This is a genomic window from Flavobacterium bizetiae (genome assembly GCF_902804475.1).
GTDB classification, from domain to species: domain Bacteria; phylum Bacteroidota; class Bacteroidia; order Flavobacteriales; family Flavobacteriaceae; genus Flavobacterium; species Flavobacterium bizetiae.
In genome coordinates this window covers 38,298-59,354 of record NZ_CADCSU010000026.1, presented here as the reverse complement: position 1 = coordinate 59,354, position 21,057 = coordinate 38,298, and the positions used below count along the sequence as shown (strand labels likewise).

Annotated in this window: 14 protein-coding genes; 6 read left to right on the top strand and 8 right to left on the bottom strand. The window is 35.0% G+C overall.

Annotated features, from left to right (window positions below; genetic code table 11):
* Positions 1-141: 141 nt before the first annotated feature.
* Positions 142-1,080: an L-threonine 3-dehydrogenase gene (locus tag FLACOL7796_RS01610; RefSeq protein WP_173969097.1), complete on the bottom strand. Its 939-nt coding sequence runs from the start codon at positions 1,078-1,080 to the stop codon at positions 142-144.
* 446 nt (positions 1,081-1,526) lie between these two features.
* Here FLACOL7796_RS01610 and FLACOL7796_RS01605 point away from each other — a divergent pair, with 446 nt between their 5' ends.
* The 3 genes from FLACOL7796_RS01605 to FLACOL7796_RS01595 all read left to right on the top strand — a co-directional run bounded on the left by FLACOL7796_RS01605 (position 1,527) and on the right by FLACOL7796_RS01595 (position 6,315).
* On the top strand, positions 1,527-2,153 hold the full coding sequence (locus FLACOL7796_RS01605; RefSeq protein ID WP_173969096.1) for a hypothetical protein: 627 nt from the start codon (positions 1,527-1,529) through the stop codon (positions 2,151-2,153).
* Complete coding sequence (gene mfd / locus FLACOL7796_RS01600; RefSeq protein WP_173969095.1) at positions 2,146-5,511, top strand: transcription-repair coupling factor; 3,366 nt, start codon at positions 2,146-2,148, stop codon at positions 5,509-5,511. The genes FLACOL7796_RS01605 and mfd overlap by 8 nt, the downstream gene beginning before the upstream one ends.
* A 249-nt stretch (positions 5,512-5,760) precedes the next feature.
* Complete coding sequence (locus FLACOL7796_RS01595) at positions 5,761-6,315, top strand: DUF5683 domain-containing protein (RefSeq protein ID WP_173969094.1); 555 nt, start codon at positions 5,761-5,763, stop codon at positions 6,313-6,315.
* Between the two features lie 72 nt (positions 6,316-6,387).
* Here the strand turns inward: FLACOL7796_RS01595 and FLACOL7796_RS01590 are convergent, their stop codons facing one another.
* Positions 6,388-7,269, bottom strand: coding sequence for an alpha/beta hydrolase (locus FLACOL7796_RS01590; RefSeq protein WP_173969093.1), 882 nt, complete (start codon positions 7,267-7,269; stop codon positions 6,388-6,390).
* A 263-nt stretch (positions 7,270-7,532) separates the two neighbouring features.
* Between FLACOL7796_RS01590 and FLACOL7796_RS01585 the strand changes: the two genes are divergently transcribed.
* The 3 genes from FLACOL7796_RS01585 to FLACOL7796_RS01575 all read left to right on the top strand — a co-directional run bounded on the left by FLACOL7796_RS01585 (position 7,533) and on the right by FLACOL7796_RS01575 (position 9,667).
* Positions 7,533-8,042 (top strand): Crp/Fnr family transcriptional regulator, encoded by a 510-nt coding sequence (locus tag FLACOL7796_RS01585; protein ID WP_173969092.1) that lies wholly within the window; start codon positions 7,533-7,535, stop codon positions 8,040-8,042.
* A gap of 113 nt (positions 8,043-8,155) precedes the next feature.
* Complete coding sequence (locus tag FLACOL7796_RS01580; protein ID WP_197913308.1) at positions 8,156-8,773, top strand: hypothetical protein; 618 nt, start codon at positions 8,156-8,158, stop codon at positions 8,771-8,773.
* Between the two features lie 51 nt (positions 8,774-8,824).
* On the top strand, positions 8,825-9,667 hold the full coding sequence (locus tag FLACOL7796_RS01575; RefSeq protein WP_173969091.1) for an alpha/beta hydrolase: 843 nt from the start codon (positions 8,825-8,827) through the stop codon (positions 9,665-9,667).
* 135 nt (positions 9,668-9,802) lie between these two features.
* Here the strand turns inward: FLACOL7796_RS01575 and FLACOL7796_RS01570 are convergent, their stop codons facing one another.
* The 6 genes from FLACOL7796_RS01570 to FLACOL7796_RS01545 all read right to left on the bottom strand — a co-directional run bounded on the left by FLACOL7796_RS01570 (position 9,803) and on the right by FLACOL7796_RS01545 (position 20,777).
* Positions 9,803-11,983 (bottom strand): glycoside hydrolase family 97 protein, encoded by a 2,181-nt coding sequence (locus FLACOL7796_RS01570; RefSeq protein WP_173969090.1) that lies wholly within the window; start codon positions 11,981-11,983, stop codon positions 9,803-9,805.
* 49 nt (positions 11,984-12,032) lie between these two features.
* Positions 12,033-13,418 carry an alpha-amylase family glycosyl hydrolase gene (locus FLACOL7796_RS01565; RefSeq protein WP_173969089.1) on the bottom strand — a complete coding sequence of 462 codons (1,386 nt, stop codon included), beginning with the start codon at positions 13,416-13,418 and terminating at the stop codon, positions 12,033-12,035.
* 132 nt (positions 13,419-13,550) lie between these two features.
* Complete coding sequence (locus tag FLACOL7796_RS01560; RefSeq protein WP_173969088.1) at positions 13,551-14,657, bottom strand: SusE domain-containing protein; 1,107 nt, start codon at positions 14,655-14,657, stop codon at positions 13,551-13,553.
* 17 nt (positions 14,658-14,674) lie between these two features.
* Positions 14,675-16,186 (bottom strand): RagB/SusD family nutrient uptake outer membrane protein, encoded by a 1,512-nt coding sequence (locus FLACOL7796_RS01555; RefSeq protein WP_173969087.1) that lies wholly within the window; start codon positions 16,184-16,186, stop codon positions 14,675-14,677.
* Positions 16,187-16,194: 8 nt separating this feature from the next.
* On the bottom strand, positions 16,195-19,467 hold the full coding sequence (locus FLACOL7796_RS01550) for a TonB-dependent receptor (RefSeq protein ID WP_173969086.1): 3,273 nt from the start codon (positions 19,465-19,467) through the stop codon (positions 16,195-16,197).
* 131 nt (positions 19,468-19,598) lie between these two features.
* On the bottom strand, positions 19,599-20,777 hold the full coding sequence (locus FLACOL7796_RS01545) for a FecR family protein (protein WP_173969085.1): 1,179 nt from the start codon (positions 20,775-20,777) through the stop codon (positions 19,599-19,601).
* Positions 20,778-21,057: the final 280 nt, after the last annotated feature.

The window sequence follows — 21,057 nt, the reverse complement described above, 5'->3', positions numbered from 1 at the left end:
TTACACTCAAAAGATACAAAAAAAAGGAGCAGAAAACATTTAGCTTCTACTCCTTTTAATTAACAATCATTCCTAAAGAAGGACTTTTTCAGTGTCCTCAAATTAATAAACGGGACTTTTTTATTTTATGTCAATTGAGTTTTAACTCAAATGCTCAATCATATCTTTTGTCATCGATTCAAGATCAAAAGTATGTTTCCACTCCCAATCTTCTCTTGCCTGAGAATCATCAATACTTGCCGGCCAGCTGTCCGCAATTTTCTGACGGAAATCAGGCTCATAAGTAATTGTAAATTCAGGAATATGTTTTTTAATCTCATTCGCAATTTCAGTTGGCGTAAAACTCATTGCCGCTAAATTGTATGAAGAATGTATTTTGATTTTTTCAGCCGGAGCTTTCATGATGTTAATCGTCGCATCGATCGCATCATCCATATACATCATTGGCATTTTAGTTTCAGAGGATAAAAAGCACTCGTATTTTTTATCGGCAATAGCCTTATAGAAAATATCAACCGCATAATCTGTAGTTCCGCCACCAGGAGGAGTAGACCAGCTAATTAAACCAGGATAACGAATGCTTCGAACATCAACACCATAAATATTATGATAATATTCGCACCATCTTTCTCCCGCTTGTTTACTAATTCCGTAAACGGTAGAAGGTTCCATAACGGTATATTGAGGTGTATTTTCTTTTGGAGTTGTAGGGCCAAAAACAGCAATACTAGAAGGCCAGAATATCTTTTTTATTTTTTTGGCTTTAGCCAAATTTAAAACGTGAAATAACGAATTCATATTCAAATCCCATGCAAATGCAGGATTCTTTTCGGCTGTAGCCGATAAAAGTGCCGCCATCAAATAAATATCGGTAATTTGATGTACTTCGACAAGATGTTCGATTTGATTGAAATCTAAAGCATTGACCACCTCAAACGGACCCGAATTAACAACGTCAGTATTTAATTTTCGGATATCAGAAGCAATAACATTTTCTGTACCGTATAATTTTCGCAGTTTTTGAGTCAGTTCTGTCCCAATTTGACCGCAAGCGCCAATGATCAATATTTTTGGATTCATTTGTAATGTTTTTTTAGATGTACAAATATAACGTTTTCGCAAATATTTTTACTTTTCATAACAACAAATTATAAATTTAACAATGATGAAGATGCTTTTTTGGATTATTCTTCGTTAGAGTGTTTAAATTTTTACCGCAAAGCACGCTAAGATTTTGTATCAGGTTGTCTTTAAAAACGCAAAGTTCGCTAAGCTGGATCAACACAAAGCTTTGCGAACTTTGTGTTTTTCAAAACTTACTACAAGTAAAAAAACTTAGCGTGCTTTGCGGTTAAATTTTTGAGGTACAAATTCTAAAAATAAAAGTGGTTTGTTAAGAATTAAATTCTGTTAATCTGTGAAATCTGTGGCAAAAAATAATATGTTAATCTCAATGATTTATAGCAAAAAACAGAATTCGTAATTGTAAATTTACTTTGTAACTTTGTAGCTTAATGTTTTTTCAAATGAAATATAAAATATCTCTTTTTCTGCTTTTTGTTTTTGTGTTGAATTCATGTCAAAATGAAGATGAAAAACGTCGTGCCGAAAATGAAAAAGAAGCTAAAAAAAAGGAAGTTATTTTTAATAATATCAATAAAGGCTGGGTATTTATCGACGAGCCCATCAATGAAATTTCAGAGCAAAAAGTAAGTTCATGGAATGAATGGCGCGAATTTTTAAAAGAAATTGGCGATAAACCAAGAAAAACAATCGGAGCATTCCAGAAAAAGTCAACGGCTATTTCAAAAAAAGCAATGGCTTTAAACAATAATATTCCGGCAGAATTTAATGTACCTGCTATAAAAAGCCGAATTTCTATTTTGATTACCAAAATTAAAATGATGGATCTGTTCATTCATTTGAATCAGATTCCGGCTGATAAAGTGACTTTTTTGGTGGGAGATATCAACAAAGAATTAGTGTCTTTGCAAAGACAAATGGATAATATTTTTGTAAAAAGCAAAATTCCAAAAGAACAAGGAGAAGAGGATTTCCTCAAAATGTTAGATACAACACGTGCCATTCCGAACTCGAATCAGGTTCCGATCCAGGCACAAAATTTAGATCAAAAATTACCAAAAGTTGAGTAAAAACGCCTTATATACAATGTATGATAATCTGCCTAAAAACGAGCAGATTGCCACACAATTACTAGAACAAACTCAGATAAAAATGCATCTTAACGGATTGTTAGGATCAGCAGTTTCATTTGTTTTACGCGCTGTTTTCAAAAAAACCGAGCTGCCTTTTCTGGTTGTTTTAGACAATAAAGAAGAAGCCGCTTATTACCTGAACGATCTCGAGCAAATGATTGGCGAACAAGACGTATTGTTTTATCCTGCATCATTTCGACGCCCGTATCAGGTTGACGAAACCGACAATGCGAATGTTTTACTTCGCGCTGAGGTTCTAAACCGAATCAATTCACGCAAAAAACCAGCGATAATTGTTACCTATCCTGAGGCACTTTTCGAGAAAGTAGTTACACGTCAGCAATTAGATAAAAACACTTTAAAAGTCGCATTAAACGACAAAATTTCGATCGATTTTATCAACGAAGTTTTGTTCGAATACGAATTCAAAAGAGTCGATTTTATTACAGAACCCGGAGAATTTTCGGTTCGTGGAGGTATCGTCGATGTATTCTCTTTTTCAAACGATCATCCTTATAGAATTGAGTTTTTTGGTAATGAAGTAGACAGCATCAGAAGTTTTGATGTTGAGACACAATTATCTGTCGAAACACACAAAAAAATCACCATTATCCCGAATGTCGAAAATAAGATATTTCAGGAAAACCGCGAAAGTTTCTTAGATTATATTGCCGAAAAAACAGTTCTTGTTATTCAAAATACAGACGGACTTTTCAGTCAGTTAGACAAACAATTTGCAAGAGCCGAAGAAGCTTTTGAGAAACTTTCGAAAGAAATAAAACACGCCCAACCGGAACAATTATTCTTAAATCAAGCTTCGTTTATCAAGAGAGCTTTAGATTTTTCCGTGGTAGAATTGGCTTCAAAACCCATTTTCAAAACAACAAAAACATTCGAATTTCATATTCAGCCGCAGCCATCGTTCAACAAGCAATTTGATTTGTTACTGAATAATTTGAGCGACAATCATTTTAACGGATATAAGAATTATTTGTTCTGTTCGAATGAAACTCAGGCAAAACGTTTTCATGATATTTTTGAAACTTTAGACGAAGCTAATTCAGAGAATATTCGCAAGCAATATCATACCGTTGTGTTGCCTTTATATCAAGGTTTTATTGACGAAGAAAATCAAATTACGGCGTATACCGATCACCAGATTTTTGAACGTTATCACAAATTCAACATCAAAAATGGTTATTCTAAAAAGCAGAATATTACGCTTAAAGAACTAACCGCACTTTCAGTTGGTGATTATGTAACGCACATCGATCACGGAATTGGGAAGTTTGGCGGATTGCAGAAAATTCAGGTCGAAGGTAAAACGCAGGAAGCCATAAAATTGGTTTATGCCGATAATGATATTGTGTATGTAAGCATTCACTCGCTTCATAAAATTTCGAAATACAACGGAAAAGACGGAACGCCGCCTAAAATTTATAAGTTAGGATCGAACGCCTGGAAAATTTTAAAACAAAAAACCAAAGCGCGCGTCAAACATATTGCCTTCAACTTAATCCAGTTGTATGCAAAACGTCGTTTAGAAAAAGGTTTTCAGTTTGCGCCGGACAGTTATTTGCAAAACGAATTAGAAAGTTCGTTTATTTACGAAGACACGCCAGATCAAACTAAATCGACGCAAGAAGTAAAAGCTGACATGGAAAGCGATCGCCCAATGGATCGTTTGGTTTGTGGAGACGTAGGTTTCGGGAAAACGGAAGTTGCCATTCGTGCCGCTTTCAAAGCCGTAGACAATAGCAAACAAGTTGCTGTTTTAGTTCCTACAACTATTTTGGCGTACCAACATTACAGAACTTTTTCAGAACGATTAAAAGATATGCCGGTTTCAATTGGGTATCTAAACCGATTCAGAACCGCAAAACAAAAAGCACAAACCCTAAAAGATCTGGCCGAAGGAAAACTAGATATCGTAATTGGAACACACCAATTGGTAAACAAAAATGTAGTTTTTAAAGATTTAGGTTTGTTGATTGTCGATGAGGAACAAAAGTTTGGAGTTAACGTAAAAGATAAACTCAAAACGATTGCTGCAAATGTTGATACATTGACTTTAACCGCAACGCCAATCCCGAGAACGCTTCAGTTTTCGTTAATGGCGGCGAGAGATTTATCGGTTATCACAACGCCTCCGCCAAACCGTTATCCAATAGAAACAAATGTGGTTGGTTTTAATGAAGAAGTAATTCGTGACGCGATTTCGTATGAAATTCAGCGAAACGGACAGGTTTTCTTTATCAATAATAGAATCGAAAATATAAAAGAAGTGGCCGGAATGATTCAGCGTTTGGTTCCAAATGCAAGAGTCGGAATTGGTCACGGACAAATGGAAGGCGCCAAACTCGAGGAATTGATGTTAGGTTTCATGAACGGAGATTTCGACGTTTTGGTTGCAACCACAATTATCGAAAGCGGATTGGACGTTCCAAATGCCAACACAATTTTCATTAATAATGCCAATAATTTCGGATTATCAGATTTACATCAAATGCGTGGTCGCGTAGGTCGAAGCAACAAAAAAGCATTCTGTTATTTCATCTGTCCGCCGTATTCATCCATGACCGAAGACGCCAGAAAACGTATTCAGGCTTTGGAACAATTCAGCGAATTGGGAAGCGGTTTCAACATCGCCATGAAAGATCTTGAAATTCGTGGAGCAGGAGATTTATTAGGTGGCGAACAAAGCGGTTTCATCAATGAAATTGGTTTCGATACCTACCAAAAAATCATGAACGAAGCCATCGAAGAATTAAAAGAAAACGAATTCAAGGATTTATATCCGGCAGAGAACGATATTGAAACCAAAGAATATGTAAAAGATCTACAAATCGATACTGATTTTGAGCTTTTATTTTCTGATGAATACATCAATAATGTGACAGAACGTTTGAGTTTGTATAACGAATTAGGTTCTGTAAAAAATGAAGCCGAATTAGTCATTTTCCAAAACAAACTAATCGACCGTTTCGGTCCAATGCCGCCGCGTGCCAATGCTTTGATGAACAGTATTCGCATCAAATGGATTGCGACAGCCGTGGGTATTGAAAAACTGGTCATGAAAAAAGGCAAAATGATTGGTTATTTCGTCTCAGATCAGCAATCAGATTATTACCAATCTAAGCGTTTCCATAAAATGATAAAATTTGTACAAACTCACAGTAATCTTTGTACGATGAAAGAAAAACAAACGCCAAACGGTTTACGACTTTTACTGACTTTCGACAATGTAAAATCGACCAAACGAGCTTTGGAATTGATGGAAATGTTGGGAGAATAATTTTTTTTAGAAGCAGATAAAATCGGTTTCATAAGAAACATTGGTCCCGCTATCCCTTACAATCTTTTGTGCCGAACCCCGGCACAAAAGGATTTTCAGTACTATCGGGGCTAGGCAAGAAATTGAGTGATTTAATGAACTTTTCATCATGTTGCTAAAGTTTAAATCTTAAGTTTTATTTATCTTTTACTTAAGAAAAACCTTAGAACTAAAGAGTTTTCTTTGAAAGAAATTTTAAAGCAAACTTATATGCAATATCAATTTATTCTTCTGTTTTTACTTTTTGGCTTAACTACGATTTCAGCTCAGCAAACAAAGAAAATCGTTTTAAATGATACTCCAAAATCAGAAACAATTGACCCTTTGCGTCCCGCTAAAGCAGCATTTTACTCGGCTGTTTTTCCTGGTTTAGGACAAATTTATAATAAGAAATATTGGAAACTTCCTTTGGTTTACGGAGCAATAGGAACAAGTACTTATTTTTACATCGATAGTCAGAAAAACTATAATACTTATCGAAACGAATATAAAAATAGGCTTGCCGGAAATACCAGCGGTTCGGAATATTTAGCCAACTTAAGCGAAAGTCAGTTGGTTGCTGCTCAAAAACAATATCAACGAAATAGAGATTTGTCTGCTTTGTGTATAGTTGGTTTTTATGTTTTAAATATAATTGATGCTAATATAGATGCCGCTTTATCTCAGTTTAATGTGAGCGAAAATTTAGCCTTTAAACCCGCAATAAATAGAAATACGTTGACTTCAAAAGATGATTTTGGATTTGCTTGTACATATTCTTTTTAAGGGTTTCAGACTTATAAATTATAAATATAGAACTGCCTCAAAAAGTGAGACACTATTTGAGGCAGTTTTAAATTAAATGTTTTGAATTTCTTTATCTAAAAATTCATTAAACAATTTAGCAGAATCTTGCTGAATGAAGTGATTTGGACAAGGTATAATAACATGTTTACCTCCTGTTAATCTCGCAATCGCTTTACAACACGCATCTTGAGAAGCACTGTAACCACCAGAAATAACATATACAGGAATACCTTTGGCTTTTACAATATCGGCAGCTGCACGCATTTCTTGTGGAGTTCCTAATACGGCACTTAGAAGAGCACACCCTAAATCTGGTGCACTTTCCGGATGGGATTCCAGAGCCGCAGCCGAAGGATTTAGACCTCCATCAACAGCCTCTCCCATACATTCCGAAAAGATTTTAGCAAAATCGGCCGGACTTTCTGCGGCCATTAAAGGAGCTGAAACGACTTGTAAAGCTTCCTGAATTTCAGGTAATTTTAAACCTTCTTCATCAGTAGCCAATATTGGTTGTAAAGCAGGTTCTATTAATACTAAAGATTGAACGGCTTCAGGTCTGATCGCAGCGGCTAACAAAGCTTCGGCACCACCAAATGAATGTCCAACAAGATGAGAACCTTTTCCTAATTCTTCTGCAATCCAAACGGCATCAGCAGTTTGACTATCTACACCACGTGAAGGACTTTCTCCAAATCCGGGTCTGTTTGGCACTCTCAATTTATAACCTTTATCTGCAAGCTCACGCTGATTAATAAAATTAATCGGCCCTCCGCCTAAACCTCCTTGCACGCCTCCATGTATCATCAATACTGTAGGTCCAGAATTTCCCCATTCTGTTATATGAATTGGATGCGTTTCAGGTGTAATTTCTGTTAGGTTCTGTCTTTTATCGCACTGTTGCAGTAAAAATTCTTTTTTTTCGTCTAACGTCATAGCTGTATATTTAAATGATTGTCTGTTTTTATTTTGACCAAAATTAAGATGGATAAAATTCTTGTGCATTGACAAATGTCAAAAACTACATAAAGTTTTTCTTACTTTTAAGTTCTGTAACAATTAATTTTATCTTATATTTATAGGTCACAAAATGGCTTCAATTATTGCTCAATTATAGTTAAGCATTATTCCTCGTTATTCTTATGACTGATATATTTAAAGATTTTATAACGAAACTAGCAGAAGTTAACAAGCAGGATATGAATAGGATAATGTCTTGTATTACGAGTCATAAAGTAAAACGAAATACCATTATTTTATCTCAGGGAGAAATCTGTACTAATTTCTATTTTTTAGAAAAAGGATGTATGCGTACGTATTACATCACAAAAGAAGGCCAGGAAAAAACAAGATTAGTTTCTTTTGATAATACTCCCGTTACAGCCCTTACAAGTTTTATCAATCAAAAGCCTTCTGTTGAATATATTGATGCCTTAGAAGATTCAGAATTATTGTCTATCTCTCATGATGATTTTTTTATTCTTGTGAATGAAATCGCTAGTTGGGGATTATTTTATAGAAGAATGTTAGAATTAGCCTTTACTTTTCAAAATAATAGAATAGAAGATTTGGTTACCCTATCAGCCAAAGAGCGTTACGAAAAACTTTTGAAAGAACAGCCGCATTATATTCAACGCCTTTCCAATAGAGTTGTGGCAACTTATTTAGGAATTTCTCAGGAAACTTTAAGCCGACTCAAATCTAAATAATCCTTTTTGACATTTGTCAATGCACAGGGTTTTCTATCCGCCTAATTTTGTACTATAAATCATCAGAAAAACAATCTGATAAGATATAATAATAAAATTAAAAAGGTTTGATCATGAAAACACTATTAAGAAAACCATCCGGAAATACTTTAGAAAGTATAGCGGATAAATTCAGTATCAAAGAACTTATAGAATTTGAACGTTTTTGCAGAGACAATGCACAATGGGAGGAAATGAAAAAATGTTTTGTCGAGAATTCTACTGTTACTGTTTCCTGGTTTAATGCTACAGGTCAGGAATTTGTAGAGGCTTCGAGTAAAATGGAATCCTACGCGCCTCACAAATTATACGACACTTTAGTTTGGTTAAATAAAGATAAAGCAGTTGCAATTACCATGGCAACTATTCAGATAAGACAGGAAATTCAAGGACATTTATTAGAATTAAATTCTGATGTAAAGCTTTTATACAAAACTCAGAAAATAAATGGTTTGTGGGCTATTATCTCTATGGAAGGTATTTATGAGAAAGATTCCCTACTTCCCGTTTCTCCTACTGATGGCATTGTAATCCCAAAAGAGGAAATTGCCAAATTCAGACCTAGTTATGCTAATCTATCTTACACTTTAACTAAAACAGGCTATGCTGTAGATAGTAATCTGCCGGGAATTGACAGACCGGAAACTGTATTAAAATTGTATCAGGAATCAGAGGAGTGGTTACATTCTTAGTTTAGAAACACACCGCATTAAAATAAAAATATCATTAAAAACACAAAAGAAATGGAAAATACAAAACAACCAATAGAAGGTGTAACAACAGGAATATTAAATGTAGCTGGAGCTGAATTGTATTATGAAACAAAAGGAAATGGACCGGTTTTATTAATGATTCCGGGAGCAAACGGAGATCATTTTATCTTTACACCCATTCGCGAAATATTATCAAAAACATTTACGGTAGTAACTTATGATCGTAGAGGATTTTCAGGCTCTAAATTAGTAGGCGAACAAGATTATACACATCGTATTGATACGGATGCAAATGATGCGGCAGCTTTAATAAAACATTTGACTAAAGAACCAGCTTTTGTTTTCGCAAGTAGTTCAGGAGCTTTGGTTTCGCTTCAGTTGATGGTACTTCATTCAGATATTATTAAAGCACTTGTTCCTCATGAACCAACAGCTTTAAAATATCTTCCGGACTTTGAGAAATGGAAAGCGCAAAATCAGGCAGTTTATGATCTATATAAAAAAGAAGGCGAAGGTCCGGCCAAAGCTAAATTTGTAGATGAAATTATTCCCGGAGCTCAGGATGGTGAATTCATGAGAGGCGGAAAAGGACCCGAAACACCTAATACAACTTATTGGTTTGAACACGAAATAAGACAATATCCTCCGACTGATTTTGACACCAAAAAGTTAGAAGAAAACAAGGATAAAATTATTTTCTGCGTAGGAAGAGATTCTGTAAATACAATGCCGGCTTGGCCTGTGACCAATCTTGCCAAACAATTTGGAACCGAAGTTTTATATGTTCCCGGAGGACATTTAGGATATGCGCTTCATGCGGCTGATTTTGCCAAAGAGTTACTTGCAGGTTTGCAAAAACGAGGAAAGCTTTAAAGTTTTTGCCACAGATTAAAGGGTTAAAAAGATTTTATAATCTGTGAGAATCTTTTAATCTGTGGCTAACTTCTTTAAAATAAAAAAAGGCGTATGAGAATTTCATACGCCTTTGGTTTTTCAATTCAATAGAATTTACAGTTTTTTCAATCCCTTCAATTCTGTAGCATTTCCTTCTTTGATGCTGATTGCAACACCGCCGCCTGGCGCTAAATATTGTTTTAAAATTGTTTTTGAGGTTACAACAACTTTATTCACTGTATATTTTTGTGGATTTTCATTCCAATTTGCTTCTTTCGCATCGGCATAAATTGTGGCTATGAATTTTTTTCCGGCAGGCAAATAATCAAAAGTAATGTTTGCCGTTCTGGAATTTTCATCTGTAATTCCTCCAATATACCATTCGTTTTTTCCTTTTGCTTTACGGGCAATTGTGATGTAATCTCCCGGTTCAGCTTCAAGAATATAGCTGTTATCCCAATCTACTGCAACATCTTTAATGAACTGAAATGCATCTGGAAAACGTTCGTAATTCCCCGGAATATCTGCTGCCATTTGCAACGGACTGTACATTGTAACATAGTAAGCCAATTGTTTTACTAAAGTGGTATTGACACGTTGCGAACTTCCTGTTCCGTAGTATGAAAGATCAGTCTGGAAAATTCCCGGAGTATAATCCATTGGTCCTCCCATTAAACGGGTAAATGGTAAAATCGTGGTATGATCCGGAGCTAATCCTCCCATAGATTCAAACTCAGTTCCGCGCGCAGATTCTTGTGCAATCCAGTTTGGGAAAGTTCTGTTTAAACCCGTTGGTCGAACAGCTTCATGACTGTTGATCATGATTTTATAATCGGCTGCACGTTTGGCTACATTAATGTAATGATTTACCATCCATTGACCGTCATGATGTTCACCACGCGGAATAATTTTACCTACATAACCTGTTTTTACAGCATCATAACCGTTGTCATTCATAAACTGAAAAGCACGATCTAAACGACGCTCATAATTGGTTGCTGATCCTGAAGTTTCGTGGTGCATGATAATTTTTACACCTTTTGAAGCTGCATAAGCATGAACCGCTTTTACATCAAAATCCGGATAAGCTGTTACATAATCAAAAACATCTTCTTTCCAATTTCCAATCCAGTCTTCCCAACCAATGTTCCAACCTTCAATAAGAATCGCATCGAAACCATTTTTAGAAGCAAAATCAATGTATTCTTTTGCGCGTTCTGTAGTAGCTCCATGTTTTCCGTTTGGAGTAAGTTTGGTGAAATCATCCGTCATTTTTACATTGTTTTCTTTTCCGAAAGCCCATGTACTTTTTCCGGCTACAAAATATTCCCACCAAATTCCGATGTATTTTACAGGTTTGATCCACGAAACATCTTTATAACTTGTTGGTTCGTTGAGGTTCAGAATTAATTTTGAAGCTAAAATATCTGTTGCTTTATCGCTTACAACAATAGTTCTCCAAGGCGATTGCGCATCTGTTTGCATATAACCTTTTGCACCAACTGCATCTGGCGCTAAATGACTGAGCATTTTGTAATTTACAGCATCAACTTCAAGATACATTGCAGGATAATTAATTAAACCGGCTTCGTGAATGTTGATGTACAAACCATCATCGGATTTCATCATAGAAGGCGTTTGTACTGCCAATTCTTTGATAGGCCATTGCGAATTGATGTCGATAGTTGCTTTTTTCATCAACGAAGGAACTTCAGAAATTTTCGAAGTCGTATAAGCATATTCATTAGTATCATAATCTCCCGGAATCCAGAAAATTTTATGATTACCAGCTAGATTAAATTCAGTACGTTCTTCTTTTATTACAAAATAATTCAGATCATTTTGCTTTGGAAATTCATATCTAAAACCTAATCCGTCGTTGAATAAACGGAAACGAATGCGAATATATCGGTTGTTGTTTTTCGCTTGCGCTAAAGTGACAACCAATTCGTTGTAATTGTTGCGAATTGTTTTTTCTTCACCTAAAACCGGATTCCAATTTTCATCTACAGAAGATTGTGCCGTGTTTGTAATGGTAAATCCATCCATAAACGAAGGCAAATCCTTCAATTCTAAACCTAAAGAACTGGGTTTTATAATTGCTTTTTGTTTGTATGATAATTGATAAGATGGAATTCCGCCTTCTTTTAATTCAAATTTTAAAGAAAGATTTTTGTTTGGCGAAGTTAATTCCTGCGCCTGAATCCATAGTGAATTGGCACAAAGAAAAAGTAACAACGCGATTTTTTTGCTCAAACGAATCTGGAGCAGCATTTTTTGGAATTGAAAATTCATGTTATTTAATTTTTTGCAAATCTAATCTAATTTTAAAGTTGCGTAGGTATTAGTTTTTTAGCACTAAATATTGGTATGACGCAACTGTAATTTCAACGCCAAGAGTTACTGTATTTCCTGTAAAAGCATCTTTCCAGGTTCCTTTTAATGAACTTGCAACAAGATATTTTACATCATTATTAGTCAAGTTTGAAAGGACCAAAACTTTTTCAGCATCTTTTACCATTGTAAAAGCGCTTACAGCATCACTGCTATATCCTGTATATGTTCCTTTTTTTATAGCATTGCTTGAGTTTCTGAAAGCAATTATTTTTTTGTATTGCGCCAGCATTTCTGAATCTGCAGTTGACCAGTCGATTGGATTTTTTTCGAAATAATTGATTCTTTGTGCATAGCCAATTTCCTGTCCGTTATAAATCATCGGAACAGATTTCATGTAAGCGGCAACAACGAATGTAGCTACAGATCCTTTTTTACCTCCAAAAAGTTCAATTGGAGTTCCTTCTGCAAAGTTAACATCGTGATTGCTGGTATACCTTACGATTTTATTGTTCTCATCGTAATTTGTTGAATATTCTGCAGCATTTGCATTTTGTATTGTACTTGCAGATAAGTTTTCTTTAAATGCTTTTTGTAAAGCACTGAAAAAACCAAATCCAAAAGTATAATCAAAACCAGATCTAAACTGACTCACTTTTGTACCTTCTGCCAACATTAATATTTTCTGGTTTTTTTTAATGTTTCTTAGTTTTGAAATAGCTTCAGACCAAAAATCCTGTGGGACAAAATCAGCATAATCGCATCTGAAACCATCAATATTTGCAGTGTAAACCCAGTAAGCCATAGCATCAATCATGGCATCTTTCATTTCTCTATTGTTGAAATCTAATTGGGCAACATCAGTATAATTTGTCCCGGGAGGAATAATGATTTTCCCGTCAGCACCTTTTTGATACCAATTTGGATGTTCGGTAATCCAGGCATTGTCCCATGCGGTATGATTGGCAACCCAATCCAGAATCACAGCCATGTTTTTTTTGTGTGCTTCTTCAACCAACACCTGAAGATCTTTTAAAGTTCCAAAATCTGGATTTATTGCTTTATAGTCTTTTACAGCATAAGGTGAACCCAATCCTGACGCAGCTTTTTCTTTTCCAACCGGAAAAACGGGCATTAAATAAATCACATTTACACCCAATTCCTGAATTTGAGTCAGGCGGTCCTGAACACCTTTTAATGTTCCGTCCTGACTGAAAGAACGAATATTTACCTGATAAATGATGGCATCTTCTTTATTAGGCATTTTATCGAATGAGACACCATATTGTGGATAAACAGGAGGTGTATTTGAATCTGAATCGTTATCAGATGAACTACAGGAAACAAACGCTAACGTAAGCAGTAGTGCATAAACGATGTTTATATTTGATTTCATAATTTTAAATTTTTTAATACGTCCAGAGTTTGTTTTGAGAATGTAAACTTTTAAGATAGCCTGCCTTTCGCTCAAAAAAGGCAGGTATCAACTCAAACTAATCTAAACTGTAATTTTAAATACTGTTATAGATTATTTTTTAACTATCGTACATGTTGCAGTTGCCGGATAACCGTTTGACACAGGATCAACTTCATCTATTTTAAAAGTGATTTCATAAGTTCCTGCTTCGCTAATGCCATAAGCACCTCCATTATCAAGATTAACCGTGTTTGTTGATGAATCTGCAGGTCCGTAATTAACTGACCAATTATTATTTAATTTGAACTTTACAGCTCCAGGTAATAAATTGGCAGTAATTTTCCATGTTTTAGTTTGATGATCGTATGACATCGGAATAGCGTTATTCCATCCGTAATCTTTATCTTCAGGTGTTGGTGCATGTGTTGCATCTCCTGCAATTCCCCAGGCATACGGAGTAGAAGACCATTTCAGTGTATTTAAATTTACTTTAATCTGATATGAACCTGCGCCAGGCAGATGGAAATTAGGTTCGCTTGCATTTTTCAAATCATTGTTGGTATTTCCTGCACCATAATATTGATCCCAGTTTCTGCCAGTATTTAATTTAAAATCAGTACCATTACCAGCAGGAAGAGTTACATACCCCTGATAAATACCTTTTGAAATTGCCGTTAAGGCAGCAGCAGTTCCTACATTAAATTCTCCCTGATAAAATCCTGGCATATAAATTTCGCCAAAAACTACACTTTTTTCATAAGGAGTAACTATTAATGTGATATAATCGGAGTAAACTTTATGATCTACACTGGCTTCTATACGAACAACTAATTTTCCCGGAACATTAGGCAAAAGTCCTAAGTCTATAGCAATTTTGTTTAAATCTCTTCCTATTATAGCTTTGCTTAAAACATCTTCACCCGCTTCTATTCGTTTCGATTTTAGCCACGCCTTTGGCCCGGTGATATCCGGAATTACATCAATTTGCAATGCGTAAGTAACAGGAGTGCCAACCGGAAATTTGACAGCAGGCCATGAAATTAATTCTACAGATTCATCTTCTGTCTCTTCATTTAGCACTAATGTGGTAGATGAAGCTTCAATAGTACTCGAAAAAGGAACAGTTTTTAAGGTCGTTAATTCTGCATCATTTTCACAGGAGACACCTAACAAAAGCAAGCTGCCTAATACAAATAATTTACTTATATATTTTTTCATAGTAGTTTTCTTTTTTATTATCCTGGATAACCTGGATTTTGTTTTAAACTTCTGTTAGCATTTAAAGCAGATGTTGGAATCGGGAATAATTTTCTATAAGCAGGTGATTCCGCTCTGAATTGATTTGGCAGTAAAAATTTATTAAAGCGAATCATATCCTGTCTTCTGTGTCCTTCCCAATTTAGTTCAAGACTTCTTTCGTTGTAGACATCATCAAGAGTTGGGTTTGCAATTAATGCATCTAATCCCGCACGTACTCTAATTTGGTCTATAAAAGGTTTTGCAGCTCCTGCATTTCCTAAACGAACATTACATTCTGCCATCATTAAAATGACATCGGCATATCTGTAAATTGGAAAATCGTTAGAAGCCCCGCCTCCTGTATTCGATCCCGCTGGATAAAATTTAATATTACGAACACCAGCTTGTGGAGGTGCTCCCGGATTATCTAAAGAAGGAACATCTAATGTATAAGTAACACCACCTGCCTGTTCACCTACTAAAAATTGTTTTTTACGAATATCATTATCAGCATATCTCAGGTAAAAATCTTTAGGAACAATAGTACCATTCCAGCCGTCATATCCAAATAAAGCTTTTGCATTTAGTCCTGAAAGGCTTCTAACTGCATAAACATTACGTGATAATATATCGATAGTAGCAAAAATGGATAAAATGGTTTCGTCCTGAGGTGAAACATCCCCAAATAACTCATAGTATTTATTTCCAAGAGGGCTAGATGTATTGGCTTCACCAGAGTGTAGTGAAAATCCGCCATCACTTACCTTATTACAAGCGGCTAAACACTCGCTCCATTTTGCTTCACCAGTATAAACTTCTGCATTAAGATACACTTTCGCTAGTAATGTATATCCTGCCCATTTGTTGAAACGACCATAAAAATCGCCTCCTTTTGTACCATAAAGTAATTCTACATTTTCAGTAAGTTCTTTTACAATAAAGTTATATACTTCTTTACGGCTTGCTTGTGGAATTTTATCTACAGTAACATTGTTGTCTGTATAAAAAGGAACATCTCCAAAATCATCTATCAATAAATAATAGAAAAAAGCACGCAATACTTTAGCTTCTGCAATTTTTGCCGTTTCTGCATTTGATTTTTCTAATAATCCTACTGCTAAATTGGCATTGAAAATACCTTTGTATAACCAGTTCCAGGTATTGTTAATGATCCCTTCGGTAGGTAACCATGTGTGTTTATGCAAACGCGCATAATCTTCCTGCCAGTTACCATCTGTTCTGTGCGGAATAACTTGTTCATCTGATGACATACAGTTCAGATCATACCAACCATTGTCTGCACCTGCATAACCAACACCAGTAGCTCCATCTCTTGTAAATTCTCCTGGAATCTGTGCATAAATGCCTGCTAAAGCGCTATTGGCTCCTTCGGGAGTTGAGTAAAAGTCATCTGCAGCATATTTGTCGTATACATTTTCGTTAACGTCAGTACAGCTAAATAAGGCCAGGAAAGATACACCTGCCAACAATATATTTTTAATTTTCATTTCTTTTACTATTTAAATTTTACACTTAAACCAAATGCAATACTTCTTGTACGAGGATAAATTCCTTTATCACCTCCAAAATTGTCTTCAGATTTGCCACTTCCGCTTATGTTTAATTCCGGATCAATACCGGTATAATTGGTAATTAGTAATAAATTGCTTCCAGTAAGTGAAAGTCGGATCGAATCAACATATTTATCAGTAAAACGGAAGCTGTAACCTGCTGTAACATTTTCTAATCGTATAAAAGAACCGTCTTCTAACCATAGATCAGAAGCGTATGTTGAAGTACGAATGCCTTTATCAACACCGCTTTGTAAAATATTTGATTTACCGGTATTTTCAAGCATGCTTAGGTTTTGATTAAGCTGATTGTACACTTTATTTCCTCCCGAACCTCTCCATAACATAGAAGCATCAAAATTTTTGTATCTGTAGCTTGGATTAAAAGCAAACGTATAAGTTGGTAACGCAGTTCCTGCATAATAACGATCGGCACTTGTAACCCCTTGATCAATAGCGCCATCTCCGTTACGATCTAATACCGTTTCTACACCATTAGAATTTACACCTGTATGCTGCAGAGGATAAAAGGCACCCACAGGTTTTCCTTCAACAAGTAAAGAGTTTGGAGCTCCCCATCCCACATAATTTGTATTTAAAGGAACACCATTAATACTTCCGCTTAATTTAAGTACTTTGTTTTTCATAAACGAAGCATTACCGCTTAATGTAAGTGTACTGTTTTCTGTTCTGATAAGATCATAAGCCAAAGACAGTTCTAAACCTTTATTTGAAATACTTCCAACATTTGCTTTGATGGTATTATAAGCATAAGGAGGTTGTGATACTGTGTAATCAAGTAATAAATTATCTGTTGTAGCATCATAAACATCTACAGTTCCTCTTAATCTATTGTCTAAAAGAGCGAAGTCTAAACCAATATTGGTTTGTTTTTTGGTTTCCCATTGTAAATCAGCATTTGCATTTTGACTAATACCGAAATTGGTGATTAATGAACCTCCAAAATAAGCCAATCCCTGTCTGCCTACTAACGAAAGTGAGTTTTGAGGATAAAGACCTTGTTGGTTCCCTGTAACACCATATCCTATACGTAATTTAAGTTCGCTAAATAAATTTTGAGTTCCCATAAAAGACTCTTTGTTGATTTGCCATGCTACAGATGCAGACGGGAAATCTCCCCATTTGTTATTTACACCAAAAACAGATGAACCATCTCGTCTGAAACTTCCTGTAAATAAATAACGATTAAGCAAAGTATAATTTACACGTCCTAAAAACGATACTAATGTTCTGTCATTTTTATAGGATTCTATATCTCCAGATGCCACTTTTGATAAATCACCCAACTGCAACGCGTTGTAAGTAGTTTTGTCACTAACAAAACCTTTTGCTTGAGCATAATTACCCTGATAAGTTTGGTTTTGCCATTCGTATAGAGCCAATGCGTTGATGCTGTGAATGCCAAATGTTCTTTTATAAGTAAGACTTGCATTCATCAATTTTTCGTCTTGCTTTTCATTTTTAATGTTGGCATATCCATTTTGACTAATTGCATAGGCATTTGTTGATTGTACAGGAAGGAAATATCCAATAGAAGTGTTTGTTTTTCTCCAGCTCCCAAACCAGCTTGCTGATAATCCTTTAGCTAAATCCAGATCAGCCTTTAAGCTTCCAAATAAATTATCTTCTTGTTTTTCATTAGTAACTGTTTGTGCAGCTGCATAAGGATTTAAATATTGAAACACATTTGGATCTGTAAAATAGCTTCCATCAGGATTAAGAACAGGATCTGTTGGTCGCATTAAATAAGCATTTGTAATTAAATTTGATGAATAAGCGGCTGTTCCGATATTTGCAATACTGAGATCTGTATTATTAATTCCGTTAGTTAAATTAAATGACAATTTTAATTTATCATCAAGGGCTGTTTGTGTAGCCTGAACGCGTCCAATATATTTTTTATTACCAGTGTTTATTACTACTCCGTCTTGTAAAATAGCTGTTATAGAAGCTCTATAGCTAAATTTGTCTGTTCCTCCGCCAAATGCTAAACTGTGCGTTTGTGTTACACCGGTTTGAGTTAAAAGACCATACCAATCTGTATCTGAAGCATGATTTGCAGATGAAGGAACGCCAACGCTCTGAGCCGTTTTCCACCATTGGTCAGCACTCAACATATCGAGTTTTTTTGGAATAAAATCTAAAGAAGTAGATCCGGTATATTCTAATGTTGTTCTTCCTGCTTTATTTTTTTTAGTGGTTACGATAATTACTCCGGGAGCTCCTCTTGAACCATAAACAGCAGTTGCAGAAGCATCTTTAAGAACATCGATACTTTCTATTTCGCTTGGCGGAACCTGATTTAACAAATCCATATTTCCCTGAATTCCGTCTACGACTACCAAAGGATCATTTCCTCCAATCAAAGAGCCAATTCCTCTAATACGAACGCTTGGTCCTGAACCCGGTTCATTACCAATTTGAGTAATGTTTACACCAGCAGCTTTACCCGCAATTAATTGTAATGGGTTTACAATAGCACCCTGATTCATATCTTTGGCAGCAATTGAAGAAACGGCTCCGGTAACATCTTTTTTAACCGTTGTGCCGTAACCTACAACAACTATTTCCTGTAAATCTGTAGCATCAGGAATAAGCTGTACGTTGATAACATTTTGGCTGGCCACTACTTTTTTTTCTTTATATCCTACAAAAGACACAACAATTACAGATGCGCTGCTTTCGACAGTAAGTTTAAATTTTCCGTCAAAATCCGTCACCATTCCGTTTCTTGTTCCTTCTTCAGTAACCGAAGCTCCCGGCAAAGGCAAGCCATTTTCGTCCGTAATAATTCCGGTTACGGTTTGTTTTTGATAAGGTATGCTTTGTGTTTTGAGTTCCGGCTTTTTTAGGATAATTTGAGTATCCCGAACTTTAAATTCTGTTGAGGTTCCTTTAAAAAGCTTATCCAGAACAATATTAATAGGCTGGTCTTTTACAGAAATAGAAATTGTACGATCTAAGTCAATGTCGTTTAATTTGTAAATAAACCTGAAATCTGTTTTTTGCTCTATGGTCTCAATAACCTTTTCGATTGTTGAATTGTTTAATTCAAGAGTTACTTTTGTTTTTTGGGCATAAGTATTCCCTCTGATATTAAACATGGCGACCAAAATAAGTAGTGTAGTTAGTTTCAATTTTAGGTCATATTGGAACATTGGGTATTTAAACCCAACATTCTTTGATTTTTTTTTCATAATTTTGTTAATTGATTGTAGTTAATTCGTTATATTCAATCACTTAGTAAATCGGAAATTGTTCGCAGCTCTTTCCGATTTTTTTATTCTTGTACTTTTAGTCCTTCATGTTTTTTCATTGGTTTTAGTGGTTATTTAATTAGTATTTGATTGTTTTTTATGGTGTAATTAATGCCATGAATGTCGTTAAAATAGCTCATGACTTTTTCTATCGATTCATCGCTAAAACTTGCGTTGAATTTCTCATTCGCCAGTTTTTCATTTTTATTTATAATCGTGACATTGTAGCGTCTTTCTAATTTTGTAATAATATTTTTGAAAGTCATATTTCTAAAAGTCAGTCCGCCATTGATCCATGAAGTATAAATATCAGTAATAACAGCTTTGGTAGAAATTAAGGTATTTTCTCTGTTGAAACTTCCTTTAAAACCAGGTTTTAGAATAGTATTTTTATCAGCATCAAATTCTTCGTTTGAGCGATACATTCCAACTGAACCTTCAACCAGAACAACATCTGTTGCAGCATCTTCTGGATAATTAGAAACATTAAAATGAGTTCCTAAAACGCGCACATTCAAAGCATCGGCATTTACTATAAAAGGATGTTTTTTGTCTTTGGCAACATCAAAAAAGGCTTCTCCATCCAGAAATACCTGTCTGTTTTCTCCAGCGATAAATTTTACAGGATATCTTAAAGTTGTTCCTGCATTTAAATGCACCAAAGTTCCGTCAGACAATTGCAATCTGAATTTTTTGCCATACGGAATTTTGATGGTGTTGTAAGTTGTTTTTTCTAAAGCAGAATTATCATCGTAAACAATTTTATCTCCATCTTGATTTCCAACCACATTTCCGTCAGCGTCTCTTACTTCAACTTTATTGTTTTCAGAGATTATTTGCGTATTTCCGTTTTCTAATTGCAATACAATGTCTGTGCTTTTAAAATCGAATTTAGGTTGAGTTTTAGTTTTGAAAACATCTTTTTGATAAGCAAAACCAATTCCGAGTAAAACGACAATAGATGCAGCAATCGAAATGTATTTTTTGAAGTTTGATTTCTTAGAATTGATTTCTATTACAGACTCCTCTTCTTTTGTACTTGATAAAATAGAAGCAAAGATAGAATCGGCCGTTTGTTGACTCATTTTAGGCATTTCGCCCAAAAGATCCTGAATATCTTCTACAGTAGGAAAATCTTCTGTAAGTTTATTTTTTTTATAATAGGCAATTACCTCGTTTGTTTCTTCGGGCGTACATTGGTTTAAAACAAACTTTTGTAAAAGGCTCTTTATTTCAGAATTTGAATTCATTACGAATTGATTTTAAGTAGGGATTTTATATAATACAGTTGAAAACAAGTTGAGTACTACTCAAACGTTGTAAATTTTTTAATTTTAACATTTTAATGGAAACAAAAAACTTGTGAAGTGCTGATTTTGTTGAGGTTATTTAGATAAAAATATTTTTGTTTAAAAAAAAAAAAAAAACCGTTTTGTCATCCTGACTCAGGAAGGGTTTCCACAAAGATTGAAGAATTAAATTCGTGTAAATTCGTGGAATTTGTGGCGAAAAAGTCAAAGAAAATTCTCA